Annotated in this window: 14 protein-coding genes; 5 read left to right on the top strand and 9 right to left on the bottom strand. The window is 68.2% G+C overall.

What is annotated here, in order from left to right; translation table 11 throughout:
- Positions 1 to 119 precede the first annotated feature (119 nt).
- Together trxB and trxA are read left to right on the top strand one after the other, a co-directional pair.
- Positions 120 to 1,079, top strand: a complete 960-nt coding sequence (gene trxB / locus ACIQK6_RS11655) for a thioredoxin-disulfide reductase (RefSeq protein WP_109779288.1) — start codon at positions 120 to 122, stop codon at positions 1,077 to 1,079.
- A gap of 60 nt (positions 1,080 to 1,139) precedes the next feature.
- Complete coding sequence (trxA, locus tag ACIQK6_RS11660) at positions 1,140 to 1,481, top strand: thioredoxin (protein WP_030008403.1); 342 nt, start codon at positions 1,140 to 1,142, stop codon at positions 1,479 to 1,481.
- Positions 1,482 to 1,547: 66 nt separating this feature from the next.
- On the opposite strand, the gene ACIQK6_RS11665 is transcribed toward trxA, so the two are convergent.
- The 9 genes from ACIQK6_RS11665 to rpmH all read right to left on the bottom strand — a co-directional run bounded on the left by ACIQK6_RS11665 (position 1,548) and on the right by rpmH (position 8,022).
- Positions 1,548 to 2,165, bottom strand: coding sequence for a GNAT family N-acetyltransferase (locus tag ACIQK6_RS11665; protein WP_329100202.1), 618 nt, complete (start codon positions 2,163 to 2,165; stop codon positions 1,548 to 1,550).
- Between the two features lie 102 nt (positions 2,166 to 2,267).
- On the bottom strand, positions 2,268 to 3,362 hold the full coding sequence (locus tag ACIQK6_RS11670; protein WP_329100201.1) for a ParB/RepB/Spo0J family partition protein: 1,095 nt from the start codon (positions 3,360 to 3,362) through the stop codon (positions 2,268 to 2,270).
- Positions 3,359 to 4,447 (bottom strand): ParA family protein, encoded by a 1,089-nt coding sequence (locus ACIQK6_RS11675; protein ID WP_329100200.1) that lies wholly within the window; start codon positions 4,445 to 4,447, stop codon positions 3,359 to 3,361. Before ACIQK6_RS11675 ends, ACIQK6_RS11670 begins: the two co-directional genes overlap by 4 nt.
- 276 nt (positions 4,448 to 4,723) lie before the next feature.
- On the bottom strand, positions 4,724 to 5,440 hold the full coding sequence (gene rsmG / locus ACIQK6_RS11680; protein ID WP_329100199.1) for a 16S rRNA (guanine(527)-N(7))-methyltransferase RsmG: 717 nt from the start codon (positions 5,438 to 5,440) through the stop codon (positions 4,724 to 4,726).
- Between the two features lie 135 nt (positions 5,441 to 5,575).
- On the bottom strand, positions 5,576 to 6,088 hold the full coding sequence (locus ACIQK6_RS11685; RefSeq protein ID WP_030008408.1) for a R3H domain-containing nucleic acid-binding protein: 513 nt from the start codon (positions 6,086 to 6,088) through the stop codon (positions 5,576 to 5,578).
- Positions 6,089 to 6,103: 15 nt separating this feature from the next.
- Positions 6,104 to 7,207, bottom strand: coding sequence for a membrane protein insertase YidC (yidC, locus tag ACIQK6_RS11690; RefSeq protein WP_329100198.1), 1,104 nt, complete (start codon positions 7,205 to 7,207; stop codon positions 6,104 to 6,106).
- Positions 7,208 to 7,210: 3 nt separating this feature from the next.
- Entirely contained in the window at positions 7,211 to 7,492 is a 282-nt protein-coding gene (gene yidD, locus ACIQK6_RS11695) for a membrane protein insertion efficiency factor YidD (protein ID WP_076043740.1), read from the bottom strand.
- Complete coding sequence (gene rnpA, locus ACIQK6_RS11700) at positions 7,489 to 7,863, bottom strand: ribonuclease P protein component (protein WP_329100197.1); 375 nt, start codon at positions 7,861 to 7,863, stop codon at positions 7,489 to 7,491. Before rnpA ends, yidD begins: the two co-directional genes overlap by 4 nt.
- A gap of 21 nt (positions 7,864 to 7,884) precedes the next feature.
- Positions 7,885 to 8,022 (bottom strand): 50S ribosomal protein L34, encoded by a 138-nt coding sequence (rpmH, locus tag ACIQK6_RS11705; protein WP_008741645.1) that lies wholly within the window; start codon positions 8,020 to 8,022, stop codon positions 7,885 to 7,887.
- Between the two features lie 355 nt (positions 8,023 to 8,377).
- Here rpmH and dnaA point away from each other — a divergent pair, with 355 nt between their 5' ends.
- The 3 genes from dnaA (at position 8,378) to gnd (ending at position 13,270) form a co-directional block, all read left to right on the top strand.
- The gene (gene dnaA / locus ACIQK6_RS11710; RefSeq protein ID WP_402694722.1) at positions 8,378 to 10,144 is read left to right on the top strand and encodes a chromosomal replication initiator protein DnaA; all 1,767 of its coding nucleotides are present in this window, start codon (positions 8,378 to 8,380) and stop codon (positions 10,142 to 10,144) included.
- Positions 10,145 to 11,019: 875 nt separating this feature from the next.
- On the top strand, positions 11,020 to 12,150 hold the full coding sequence (gene dnaN, locus ACIQK6_RS11715) for a DNA polymerase III subunit beta (protein ID WP_329100195.1): 1,131 nt from the start codon (positions 11,020 to 11,022) through the stop codon (positions 12,148 to 12,150).
- 244 nt (positions 12,151 to 12,394) lie between these two features.
- On the top strand, positions 12,395 to 13,270 hold the full coding sequence (gene gnd / locus ACIQK6_RS11720) for a phosphogluconate dehydrogenase (NAD(+)-dependent, decarboxylating) (protein WP_109779282.1): 876 nt from the start codon (positions 12,395 to 12,397) through the stop codon (positions 13,268 to 13,270).
- Positions 13,271 to 13,298 lie beyond the last annotated feature (28 nt).

Consider the following 13,298-nt stretch of genomic DNA (forward strand, 5'->3'; position numbering starts at 1 on the left):
TCGGGGCCGTGGTGGGGCGGGTGGGGAATGCATGCGCCGTAGGATCCGTTGGGTGGGGTGAGAGTCCGCACCGGCCCCCGGTTGGCAGTACGCAGTCCGCAGAGACGAGGAAGAAACCCGTGAGCGACGTCCGAAACGTGATCATCATCGGCTCCGGGCCGGCCGGTTACACCGCCGCCCTGTACACCGCACGCGCTTCGCTCAAGCCGCTGGTCTTCGAAGGTGCCGTCACCGCGGGTGGCGCCCTGATGAACACCACCGAGGTGGAGAACTTCCCGGGCTTCCAGGACGGCATCATGGGCCCCGACCTCATGGACAACATGCGTGCTCAGGCCGAGCGCTTCGGCGCCGAGCTGATCGCGGACGACGTCGTGGCCGTGGACCTGAGCGGTGAAATCAAGACCGTCACCGACACCGCCGGCACCGTGCACCGCGCCAAGGCCGTCATCGTCACCACCGGTTCCCAGCACCGCAAGCTCGGCCTGCCCAACGAGGACGCCCTCTCCGGCCGCGGTGTCTCCTGGTGCGCCACCTGCGACGGGTTCTTCTTCAAGGACCACGACATCGCCGTCGTCGGCGGCGGCGACACCGCGATCGAGGAGGCCACCTTCCTCTCGCGCTTCGCCAAGTCCGTCACGATCGTCCACCGCCGTGACAGCCTGCGCGCCTCGAAGGCCATGCAGGACCGCGCCTTCGCCGACCCGAAGATCAAGTTCGCCTGGGACAGCGAGGTCGCCGAGATCCGCGGCGATCAGAAGCTCTCCGGCCTCACCCTGCGCAACACCAAGACCGGTGAGACCTCCGAGCTTCCCGTGACCGGCCTCTTCATCGCCGTGGGCCACGACCCCCGCACCGAGCTCTTCAAGGGCCAGCTCGACCTCGACGAGGAGGGCTACCTCAAGGTCGAGGCCCCGTCCACCCGGACCAGCGCCACCGGCGTGTTCGGCGCCGGCGACGTCGTCGACCACACCTACCGTCAGGCCATCACCGCCGCGGGCACCGGCTGCTCCGCCGCCCTCGACGCCGAGCGCTTCCTCGCTGCGCTCGCGGACGCCGAGAAGGTCCACGCAGCGGTCTGACCGGTCTGACCCCCACACCGCCCCACCCCACACCCCGCAGGAAAGAAGAAGGAGGCCGCTGTGGCCGGCACCCTCAAGAACGTGACCGACGCTGACTTCGACGAGCAGGTCCTCAGGAGCGACAAGCCCGTACTGGTGGACTTCTGGGCCGCCTGGTGCGGACCGTGCCGCCAGATCGCGCCGTCCCTCGAGGCCATCGCTGCCGAGTACGGCGACCAGATCGAGATCGTCAAGCTCAACATCGACGAGAACCCGGCCACGGCAGCGAAGTACGGCGTCATGTCCATCCCGACGCTGAACGTCTACCAGAGCGGCGAGGTCGCCAAGACCATCGTCGGCGCGAAGCCGAAGGCCGCCATCCTGCGCGACCTCTCCGAGTTCGTCGAGGTCAAGACCGCCTGACGCGATCGATGTTTCACGTGAAACGGGGCCGCCCCTCCAGGGGCGGCCCCGTTCCGCGTCTCGCGCTCACAGCGGCCGGAGCGCCGGCTCCTTGCGCGCCGCACCCAGCAGCCGGTCCAGTGCCAGCTCCACGTCTTCCTTCCACGACAGCGTCGAGCGGAGTTCCAGCCGCAGCCGCGGATGCACCGGGTGCGGGCGGACCGTCTTGAAGCCCACCGCGAGCAGGTGGTCGGCCGGCAGCAGGCACGCCGGGCCCTCCCAGTGCGCGTCCCCGAACGCCTCGATCGCCCGGAAGCCCCGCCGCAGCAGGTCCTTGGCCACCGTCTGGACCATGACCCGCCCCAGCCCCTGGCCCTGGTACCCCGGCATGATCCATGCAGTGATCAGCTGGACGGCATCGGGCGAGACCGGGCTGGTCGGAAAGGCGGTGGCCCGCGGCACGTACGCCGGCGGCGCATAGAGGACGAAGCCCACCGGGACCTCGTCCACATAGACCACTCGGCCGCAGGATCCCCACTCCAACAGGACGGCGGAGATCCACGCCTCCTTCTCCTGGGTGGGAGTACCCGCCTTCACCGCGGCCTCACCACTGACCGGGTCCAACTCCCAAAACACACAGGACCGGCAACGACGGGGCAGGTCCTGGAGGTTGTCCAGCGTGAGCGGTACCAGCCGACGACCCATGACCGCATCGTATCCACTGGTCCATCGTTCTTCGACAGCAAAGCGAAGGGGCGGACCGCACCGGTTCACACCGTTGCGGTCCGCCCCTGGGCGGCCCCGGGATCACTCCCCGGCGAGACCCTGATCCAGCACCCGACCCTCGCCCGGTGCCAGCGTCCCCAAAATCCGCTCCAGATCCTCCATCGAGGCGAACTCAACGGTGATCTTGCCCTTCTTCTGGCCCAGATCCACCTTCACCCGCGTCTCGAACCGGTCCGACAGCCGCGTCGCCAGCTCGCTGAGCGCCGGGGCCACCCGGGCACCCGCACGCGGGCCCCTCGGCTTCACCGCACTCGACGGCTCCGAGGCCATCAGCGTCACGATCTCCTCGACCGCACGCACCGACAGCCCCTCGGCCACGATCCGGTGCGCCAGCTTGTCCTGCTCCTCAGAGTCCTCCACCGAGAGCAGCGCACGCGCGTGTCCGGCCGACAGCACTCCCGCGGCGACCCGACGCTGTACCGAAGGGGACAGCTTGAGCAGTCGCAGCGTGTTCGACACCTGGGGACGCGAGCGCCCGATCCGGTCGGCCAACTGGTCGTGCGTGCAGTTGAAGTCCTTGAGCAGCTGGTCGTAGGCCGCCGCTTCTTCCAACGGGTTCAGCTGAGCCCGATGCAGGTTCTCCAGCAGCGCGTCCAGCAGCAGCTTCTCGTCGTCCGTCGCCCGAATGATCGCCGGAATGGCCTCCAGCCCGGCCTCGCGGCAGGCACGCCAGCGCCGCTCACCCATGATCAGCTCATAGCGACCGGGGGCCGACTGCCGCACCACCACCGGCTGGAGCAGGCCCACCTCCTGGATGGAGGTCACCAGCTCGGCAAGCGCGTCCTCGTCGAACACCTCGCGCGGCTGGCGCGGGTTCGGCGTGATCGCGTCCATCGGGAGCTCGGCGAACGTCGCCCCCGCCACCACATCGCTCTCCGGCTCGGACTGGGGCTCGGGTTCGGCCACCGGCACAACCGCAAGCGATGTTTCACGTGAAACATCGGCCTGTACGAGCGCAGCGAGCTTCGCCGCCGCCACCCCACGCTCCGAAGCCATCGTCGGCACCGCCGACGGGGACGTCGTCGCGGCGCTGATCACCGGCGGCGTCTTCTCCTGCGGAGCCGCGGGGATCAGCGCACCGAGCCCCCGCCCCAGACCCCTACGTCGCTCACTCACTGGATCCCCTCCGCCACACTGTGCGTGCTGTTGCTGCCCGGGCCCAGATGGGCGTGCCGAGCGTCGTAATGAATGCCGACCCCTCGATACGCGATCTCTCGCGCTGCCTCCAGGTAGGAGAGGGAACCACTGGAACCCGGGTCGTACGTGAGCACCGTCTGCCCATAGCTCGGCGCCTCGGAAATGCGCACCGACCGAGGGATGCTCGTCCGCAGCACCTCCTTGCCGAAGTGGCTGCGCACCTCCTCCGCCACCTGCGAGGCCAGCCGTGTCCTGCCGTCGTACATCGTCAGCAGGATGGTGGACACGTGGAGCGTCGGGTTGAGATGGGCCCGCACCAGATCGACATTGCGCAGCAGCTGACCCAGACCCTCCAGCGCGTAGTACTCGCACTGGATCGGGATCAGCACCTCCGCGCCGGCCACCAGTGCGTTCACCGTCAGCAAGCCGAGCGAGGGCGGGCAGTCGATCAGGATGTAGTCGAGGGGCTGGTCGTACGCCTGGATCGCCCGCTGGAGGCGGCTCTCCCTCGCCACCAGCGACACCAGCTCGATCTCCGCACCCGCCAGATCGATCGTGGCGGGAGCGCAGAAGAGCCCCTCTACGTCCACCACCGGCTGGACGACCTCCAGCAGCGGCCGGCTGTCCACGAGCACGTCGTAGATGGACGGCACGTCGGCGTGGTGGTCGATGCCCAGCGCCGTGGACGCATTGCCCTGCGGGTCGAGGTCGACCACCAAGACCCGTGCACCGTGCAGCGCGAGCGACGCCGCCAGGTTCACGGTCGTCGTGGTCTTGCCCACGCCGCCCTTCTGGTTGGCGACCACGATGACCCGGGTCTGATTCGGCCGGGGAAGCCTCTCACCGGTGCGCCCCAGGGCGTCGACCGCCTGCTGAGCGGCTCGGCCGATGGGGGTGTCGTTGTCTACAAGAGGCGGAGGCAATGTTTCACGTGAAACATCCTCACCCGCCGGTTCAGAGCGGGGACCGGGGACCGGATCGGCCATCGGCCCCGCGAGGTTGGCGTCGGACCGCACGGTGTCACTCTCCTCGACATCAGGCTCGCGATGAACAGAGCCTCCCATGTCACCCGGGTCGCGAACCAGCGGGGCCCGTACTCCTGTGGATGAATCCACCGATGTGGACAACTCTGTCCCCCTTGCGTCCTTGCGCTCGCGGGAGGAGGAAGCCGCACGACCGCGGCTGATGATTCCGTGCAGCAGAGAGCGACGTTTCACGTGAAACACGATGCCCGGAGGGAGTCTCCCGGCCGCTACGACACTCCGAAATCCATACCTATAGGGCCCAACACGGATGAAATCTCCCGTGTGGGCCCCGGCTGCCAGCAAATCAGCGGAGAACTACCGGCGCCGGCGGGTACGCCCCACCCGGGCCGCCTTAGCCCGCTTGGCCGCGAACCTCACCCCTCCAGGGCTCTCGCCGACCTCAACCCGCACCACCGTCGACAACGGGTCCACCAGACCCTCGCCCACCTGCAGCACCGAGGTCTTCACCACACCCAGCTTCGCCAGCGCCGTCTTCGCCGACACCAGCTCCTCGTCCGCGGTGTCGCCCTTCAGCGCCAGCATCTCGCCGTACGGCCGCAGCAGGGGCACTCCCCAGCCAGCCAGCCGGTCCAGCGGAGCCACCGCCCGCGCCGTCACCACGTGCACCGGCTGCAGCTTGCCCAGGACCTCCTCGGCCCGCCCGCGCATCACCGTGACGTGGTCCAGGCCGAGCAGCTCCACGGCCTCCTGGAGGAAGGTCGTACGCCGCAGCAGCGGTTCGAGCAGCGTGATCTTGAGATCCCGTCGCACCAGAGCGAGCGGGATACCGGGCAGACCCGCACCCGAGCCCACGTCGCACACGGTGACGCCCTGGGGCACCACCTCCGACAGCACAGCGCAGTTCAGCAGGTGCCGCTCCCACAGGCGCGGCACCTCACGCGGCCCGATCAGGCCCCGCTTGACTCCCGCGTCCGCCAGCAGCTCCGCGTACCGCACAGCTTCCGGGAAAAACTCACCGAACACCGCGCGCGCCTCTTCAGGCGCCGGGGGAAGCTCAGCTGCCTCCGTCACGGGGACCGTCCTTCCGTACCGCATGGTTTTTGAAAACCACGTCTTCAAGTGAGGCGTCGTTCACCTGTCAGGCCAGGCTGACAAACATCGGCCCCGTCTGCGACACAGACGGGGCCGAACAACTCGCGTCGACGATCAGGCCGGGAGCACGACGACGAAGCGCTGCGGCTCCTCGCCCTCGGACTCGCTCCGCAGACCGGCGGCCGCCACCGCATCGTGGACGACCTTGCGCTCGAACGGGGTCATCGGAGCCAGCTTCAGCGGCTCGCCCGACGCCTTTACGTCCGCCGCGGCCTGAGCGCCCAGGGCCGCCAGCTCCTCGCGCTTCTTCGCGCGAAACCCGGCGATGTCCAGCATCAGCCGGCTGCGGTCCCCGGTCTCCCGGTGCACGGCGAGGCGGGTGAGCTCCTGGAGCGCCTCCAGAACCTCACCGTCGCGGCCCACGAGCTTCTGCAGATCACGGCTGGCCGAGTCACTGACGATCGACACCGCGGCCCGGTCGGCCTCGACGTCCATGTCGATGTCGCCGTCCAGGTCAGCGATGTCCAGCAGACCCTCGAGGTAGTCGGCCGCGATCTCACCCTCCTGCTCGAGGCGGGTCAGGGTGTCGCCACTCTCAGCGGCGGCGGTGGTGGTGCCTTCCGTCACGGGAGAGACTCCTTCTTACTTCTTGGGAGCGGGCTTGCTGGGGGTCTGACGCTGCGCCTTCGACTGGCGCTTCGGCTGCTGCCGCTTCGCGGCACCGCCGCTCGCCGCATCCGAGTCCGCCGTGGCTTCGACACTCTTGATCACCGAGCCGTCGGGCTGCGCGGCCATGCCCTGCTTGGTGAGGGCGGCGATGAACTTGCGCTCGTTGTCGTTGCGGTCCGGGCCCTTGGCGACGATCGCCGCGACGACCCGCTTCCTGCCCCGGCCCTTGAGCTCACCGTGCGAGGTGATCTGCTTCAGCAGGCGGGTCAGGTACTGGTCCTGCGCCTTGCTGCCCGGCGTCGGGTTCTGGTTGATCACGTACATCTGCTGACCCATGGTCCACACGTTCGTGGTCAGCCAGTAGACGAGGACACCGACGGGGAAGTTGATGCCCATGACCGCGAAGATCACCGGGAAGATGTACATCAGCATCTTCTGCTGCTGCATGAACGGCGTCTTGACCGAGAGGTCGACGTTCTTCTGCATCAGCTGACGCTGAGTGTAGAACTGCGACAGCGACATCATGATGATCATGACGGCGGTCACGATCCGGACGTCCGTCAGCGTCGCACCGAGGGCGGCGACCTTCTCCGGGCTGTCCATGAACTTCGCGGCGATCGGCGCGCCGAAGATCTTGGCCGCACGGGCGCTGTCGACCAGCTGCTGGTCCATCGCGCCGACCGCCTTGCCATCGGCGATGTTCGACAGCACGTGGTACAGGGCGAAGAAGAACGGGGACTGCGCCAAGATGGGCAGGCACGAGGAGAGCGGGTTGGTGCCCGTCTCCTTGTACAGCTTCATCATCTCTTCGGACTGACGCTGCTTGTCGTTCTTGTAGCGCTCCTGGATCGCCTTCATCTTCGGCTGGAGCGCCTGCATGCCCCGCGTCGCCTTGATCTGCTTCACGAAGAGCGGGATCAGGCAGATACGGATCAAGATCACTAGGGACACGATGGACAGGCCCCAGGCCCACCCACTCGACTCACCGAAGATCGCCCCGTACATCGAGTGGAACTGGACGATGATCCACGAGACGGGGTAAGTGATAAAGCTGAACAGACTGGCAATCGTGTCCACTAATCAGGCTCCTTGAGCATTGCGAGATCTACGCAACGCACTGCGCAGCTGCTCGTGCCAACGCGGGCGTTTACGGGGTGGGACGTGGTCCACGCCACCTGGGGACCACGGATTGCACCGCAGGATCCGCCAGGCGGTCAGGGCCGTCCCCTTGACCGCACCATGCCGGTCGATGGCCGTGTACCCGTAGTGCGAACACGACGGGTAGTAGCGGCACACCGGCCCGAGCAGCGGACTGATCGTCCACTGGTACAGCTTGATCAAAGCGAGCAGCGGGTACTTCATCGAGCCACGCCTCCCAGGAGCCGCACCAGAGCGGCATCCAGGTCCCGGGCCAGCTCGTCGGGGCCGGCATCACCCGCTCCGGGCAACGCGCGTACCACCACCAGGCTACCGGCGGGCAGCTGGGACAGCCGCTCGCGGACCAGATGGCGCAGACGGCGCTTGACCCGGTTACGTATGACGGCGTTGCCGACAGCCTTGCTGACGACGAAACCCGCACGCGTCGAGGGATCGATCTCCCCCGGCTCGTGCGGGTCCGTTGCACCGCTTGTACGTAGATGGACGACGAGGAGCGGGCGACCGGCCCGGCGACCTCGGCGTACCGCGCTCGCGAAGTCCTCGCGCCGCCTCAGCCGATTATCGGGAGACAGCACGACGTCACGACCTGCGTGTTGTTACGCGGAAAGGGCGGCGCGGCCCTTGCCACGACGGTTCGCGAGGATCGCGCGACCGGCACGGGTACGCATCCGCAGGCGGAAGCCGTGGGTCTTGGCGCGACGGCGGTTGTTCGGCTGGAAGGTGCGCTTGCTCACTCGGGGGCTCCAGAGAATGAATCGTTGTGGCGGGACATCGCCTGGCTGTCACCGTGCGCCCACGAGGAAACTCGCGTGTTCGCCCGAGTGGCACCGCTAAATGATCACTATCAGTGACCTTCGCCCATCGGTAGGCAGGCGGCAGCAGCCATCGACAACTCGACCTGGTTACGGTACGCGCGGCTACGCCATCCGGTCAAACCGAGCCGACCTGGCCCCACACTGTGCACAGGCTGTGGACAACGACTTGAACCCTACCCGCTGGCCTGACTACCGTTGCCTGACCCCGGATTTTTTGTCCCGACCGTCCCAAAGAACCACACATTCGTGGGACCCCTGTGAGAGAGCGTGCTCTGTGGCTGACGTACCTGCCGATCTTGCCGCAGTGTGGCCAAGGGTGCTCGAAAAGCTCCTCGGGGAGGGACAGCCGGGGATCGAGCCCAAGGACAAGCAATGGGTCGAGCGGTGTCAGCCCCTGGCACTCGTCGCCGACACCGCGCTGCTGGCCGTCCCCAACGAATGGGGCAAGCGCGTCCTCGAAGGCCGCCTCGCCCCGCTGATCAGCGACGCGCTCAGCCGTGAATGCGGCCGCCCGATCCGGATCGCCATCACCGTGGACGACTCCGCCGGCGAGCCCGCGCCCCCCGCTCCGCCCGTCCAGCAGCAGGGCGGGTACGAGCCGTACGGCGGCCAGCGCCCCGGCGACGACCAGCTCCCCACCGCCCGCCCGGCCTACCCGGACTACCAGCAGCAGCGCCCCGAGCCCGGCGCCTGGCCCCGCGGCGGCCAACAGGACGACTACGGCTGGCAGCAGCCGCGCCTCGGCGGTTTCCCCGAACGCGACCCGTACGCCTCCCCGCAGCCCGGATACCTCCAGCAGTCCGAGCCCTCCGGCTACGACCAGGGCTCCTACGAGCAGCAGAAGTACGAGCCGTCCCCGTACGAGGCCCAGCAGCACCAGTCCCATTCGTACGAGCAGCAGCCGTACGAGCCCCAGCAGTACGAGCAGCCGGCACCGCGCCAGGCCCCCGGCCGACCCGCGGCGCCGCCGTCCCCGTCCGGCGGCTCCACCTCGGGCCCGCTGGAGCCGACCGCCCGGCTGAACCCCAAGTACCTCTTCGACACCTTCGTCATCGGCGCCTCCAACCGCTTCGCGCACGCCGCCGCGGTGGCCGTCGCCGAGGCACCCGCGAAGGCCTACAACCCCCTCTTCGTCTACGGGGAGTCGGGCCTCGGCAAGACGCACCTGCTGCACGCCATCGGGCACTACGCGCGGAGCCTCTACCCCGGCACCCGGGTGCGGTACGTGAGCTCCGAGGAGTTCACCAACGAGTTCATCAACTCCATCCGCGACGGCAAGGGCGACGCGTTCCGCAAGCGCTACCGCGAGATGGACATCCTGCTCGTCGACGACATCCAGTTCCTCGCGAGCAAGGAGTCGACGCAGGAGGAGTTCTTCCACACCTTCAACACGCTCCACAACGCCAACAAGCAGATCGTGCTCTCCTCCGACCGGCCGCCCAAGCAGCTCGTCACCCTGGAGGACCGGCTCCGCAACCGCTTCGAGTGGGGCCTGATCACCGACGTCCAGCCGCCCGAGCTGGAGACCCGCATCGCGATCCTGCGCAAGAAGGCCGTACAGGAGCAGCTCAACGCCCCGCCGGAGGTACTGGAGTTCATCGCCTCCCGCATCTCGCGCAACATCCGCGAGCTGGAGGGGGCGCTGATCCGGGTCACGGCCTTCGCGAGCCTCAACCGGCAGCCGGTCGACCTGGGCCTCACCGAGGACGTCCTGAAGAACCTGATCCCGGGCGGCGAGGACAGCGCGCCGGAGATCACGGCCACCGACATCATGGCGGCCACCGCGGACTACTTCGGCCTGACCGTGGACGACCTGTGCGGCTCCTCGCGCAGCCGGGTCCTGGTCACCGCCCGGCAGATCGCCATGTACCTGTGCCGTGAGCTCACCGACCTCTCCCTGCCCAAGATCGGGGCCCAGTTCGGCGGCCGCGACCACACGACCGTCATGCACGCGGACCGCAAGATCCGCGCCCTGATGGCCGAGCGGCGCTCCATCTACAACCAGGTCACCGAGCTCACCAACCGCATCAAGAACGCCTGAGCGCGGCCCCCGACACCCGGTTCGGGGCCGCTCCAGGGCCCCTTCACACGCATTTAGAGGGCGCTCCCGGTCCATAACGGGGGCGCCCTTCTTCGTGCGCGCGCCCCTGACCTGTTCGAATACGCCCCCTGTGGAGCAACTCATCCACAGATTGGGAGACTTTCTTCCGTCCACACCCTGGGGACGGGGCGCGTCACCCACAATCTGTCCACAGGCGTGCGGGGTGAGGCTCCATCAGGGCTGGTCAGGCCCCTGTGGAATTGTGCACAAACGTCATCCACAGGCTGTGGACAAATATTTCGTCCACAGCCCTGTCCACGGCGTTGTCCACCGTCGACCCACAGATTTCCACGTCCTGTGCACAGGATGCGCGGGCTTCTCCACACCCTTGTCCACTGTTCGGCAACGCACCACCCCCTCTCACCGCCCGGAGTGAAAGCCGTCACACCGATGTAGACGTTTGGGTTGTGGAGTACCGGGGGAAAGCTGGGGACGCACCTGTGGAGTAATCGGGGTCACCTGGGGACAGCCTGTGCAGAACTTTTCGTTCTCCACAGAGACACGGGGTTGTCCACCGGTGTCACCCACAGGGTCGGTGGATAAAAAACGGGGTTTGACCTGCGAGAACGGGCTTATCCACCGTTTCCACAGGCCCTACTACTACCCCCATAGAGAGTTAGGCCGGTTTCGGTTTTCAAGCGGGTCCTGTGCACAACTCGTCGATCGCCCGCCCCGACGCCTCGCTCCCGACTTGACCGCCAGCCGCACCGAGTGTCGGCGCCGTAGGTCAGACTGGTCCCCGGCATCGGTCGAGGCATCGACGGGCCGACGACGAAGGTCGGCAGACGAGCGAGCAACAGCAGGAGGCGGTTCCGGTGAAGATCCGGGTGGAGCGCGACGTACTGGCGGAGGCGGTGGCTTGGGCCGCCCGTAGCCTCCCGGCCCGGCCGCCGGTGCCCGTTCTCGCGGGCCTGCTGCTGAAGGCCGAGGAGGGCACCTTGAGCCTCTCCGGCTTCGACTACGAGGTCTCGGCCCGGGTCTCCGTCGAGGCGGACGTCGAGGAGGACGGCACCGTCCTGGTTTCCGGCCGACTGCTCGCCGACATCTGCCGCGCCCTCCCCAACCGCCCGGTGGAGATTTCCACAGACGGTGTACGGGCGACCGTGGTCTGCGGCTCCTCGCGGTTCACCCTCCACACCCTGCCCGTGGAGGAGTACCCGGCACTGCCGCAGATGCCGACCGCGACCGGCACCGTTGCCGGTGAGGTCTTCGCCTCCGCCGCCAAGCAGGTGGCCACTGCCGCCGGCCGTGACGACACGCTGCCGGTGCTGACCGGTGTCCGCATCGAGATCGAGGGCGACCGGGTCACCCTGGCCTCCACCGACCGCTACCGCTTCGCGGTCCGCGAGTTCCTGTGGAAGCCGGAGAACCCGGATGCGTCGGCCGTGGCCCTGGTGCCCGCCAAGACGCTCCAGGAGATCGCCAACTCGCTCACCAGCGGTGACACGGTCACCCTGGCGCTGTCGGGCTCCGGCGCGGGCGAGGGCCTGATCGGTTTCGAGGGCGCCGGCCGCCGCACCACCACCCGGCTGCTCGAGGGCGACCTGCCCAAGTACCGGACGCTCTTCCCGACCGAGTTCAACTCCGTCGCCGTGATCGAGACCGCCCCGTTCGTCGAGGCCGTCAAGCGCGTGGCCCTGGTGGCCGAGCGCAACACCCCGGTCCGCCTCAGCTTCGAGCAGGGCGTGCTGATCCTGGAGGCCGGCTCCTCCGACGACGCACAGGCTGTGGAAAGGGTCGACGCCCAGCTGGACGGCGACGACATCTCGATCGCCTTCAACCCGACCTTCCTGCTGGACGGCCTGAGCGCGATCGCTTCCCCGGTGGCCCAGCTCAGCTTCACCACGTCGACCAAGCCCGCGCTGCTCAGCGGCCGCCCGGCGATCGACGCGGAGGCCGACGAGGCCTACAAGTACCTGATCATGCCGGTGCGCCTGTCCGGCTGACGCCCACCTATCGACGTCGGGCCCGGTCTCGCACGCAGCGGGACCGGGCCCGACGTCGTCCACAGGCTGGGGAGGGCGGCGGGAAAACCGGGAAAGCCGGACGGGCCGCCATGGAGCGCCCGCAAGGCCCGCCGCCACGGCCCGGCGTAGGCTCGGATCCGGTGGGCGACCCCCTGCGCGTCCGGCGAGGACACGGCCGGGGAAGCCCCGGCAAAGACGGCCACAACGCTTAAGGAACCACCTGATGGAGCTTGGTCTCGTCGGTCTCGGCAAGATGGGCGGCAACATGCGCGAGCGCATCCGCCGCGCAGGCCACACCGTCATCGGATACGACCGCAACCCGGACCTCGCGGATGTCCACAGCCTGCAGGAGCTTGTGGACAGCCTGCAGGCCCCCCGCGTCGTGTGGGTCATGGTCCCGGCCGGTGCGGCCACCCAGTCCACGGTCGACGAGCTCGCCGAGCTGCTGTCGCCCGGTGACGTCGTCGTCGACGGCGGGAACTCCCGCTGGACCGACGACGAGAAGCACGCCGAGGAGCTGAAGGCCAAGGGCATCGGCTTCGTCGACTGCGGTGTCTCCGGCGGCGTGTGGGGCCTGGAGAACGGCTACGCGCTCATGTACGGCGGCGCCGCCGAGGACGTGGCCCGCGTACAGCCGGTCTTCGACGCCCTCAAGCCCGAGGGCGAGTTCGGCGCCGTGCACGCGGGCAAGGTCGGCGCGGGTCACTTCGCGAAGATGGTCCACAACGGCATCGAGTACGCCATGATGCAGGCCTACGCCGAGGGCTGGGAGCTCCTGGAGAAGGTGGACTCGGTCACCGACGTCCGCGAGGTCTTCCGCTCCTGGCAGGAGGGCACCGTCATCCGCTCCTGGCTGCTGGACCTGGCCGTGAACGCCCTCGACGAGGACGAGCACCTGGAGCAGCTGCGCGGCTTCGCCCAGGACTCCGGCGAGGGACGCTGGACGGTGGAGGCGGCGATCGACAACGCCGTGCCGCTGCCCGCGATCACCGCGTCGCTCTTCGCGCGCTTCGCCTCGCGGCAGGACGACTCCCCGCAGATGAAGATGATCGCCGCGCTGCGCAACCAGTTCGGCGGCCACGCGGTCGAGAAGAAGTAGCGCTTCGCACCACAGCGGTAACCACAGC

The organism is Streptomyces sp. NPDC091682, from assembly GCF_044756625.1.
Taxonomy (GTDB): Bacteria; Actinomycetota; Actinomycetes; order Streptomycetales; family Streptomycetaceae; genus Streptomyces.

Excerpts from the sequence above, each read along its gene's own strand:
- gnd (WP_109779282.1), top strand. The coding sequence starts at position 12,395 with ATGGAGCTTGGTCTCGTCGGTCTCGGCAAGATGGGCGGCAACATGCGC.
- ACIQK6_RS11665 (WP_329100202.1), bottom strand. The coding sequence starts at position 2,165 with ATGGGTCGTCGGCTGGTACCGCTCACGCTGGACAACCTCCAGGACCTG.
- yidD (WP_076043740.1), bottom strand. The coding sequence starts at position 7,492 with ATGAAGTACCCGCTGCTCGCTTTGATCAAGCTGTACCAGTGGACGATC.
- ACIQK6_RS11675 (WP_329100200.1), bottom strand. The coding sequence starts at position 4,447 with ATGGGAGGCTCTGTTCATCGCGAGCCTGATGTCGAGGAGAGTGACACC.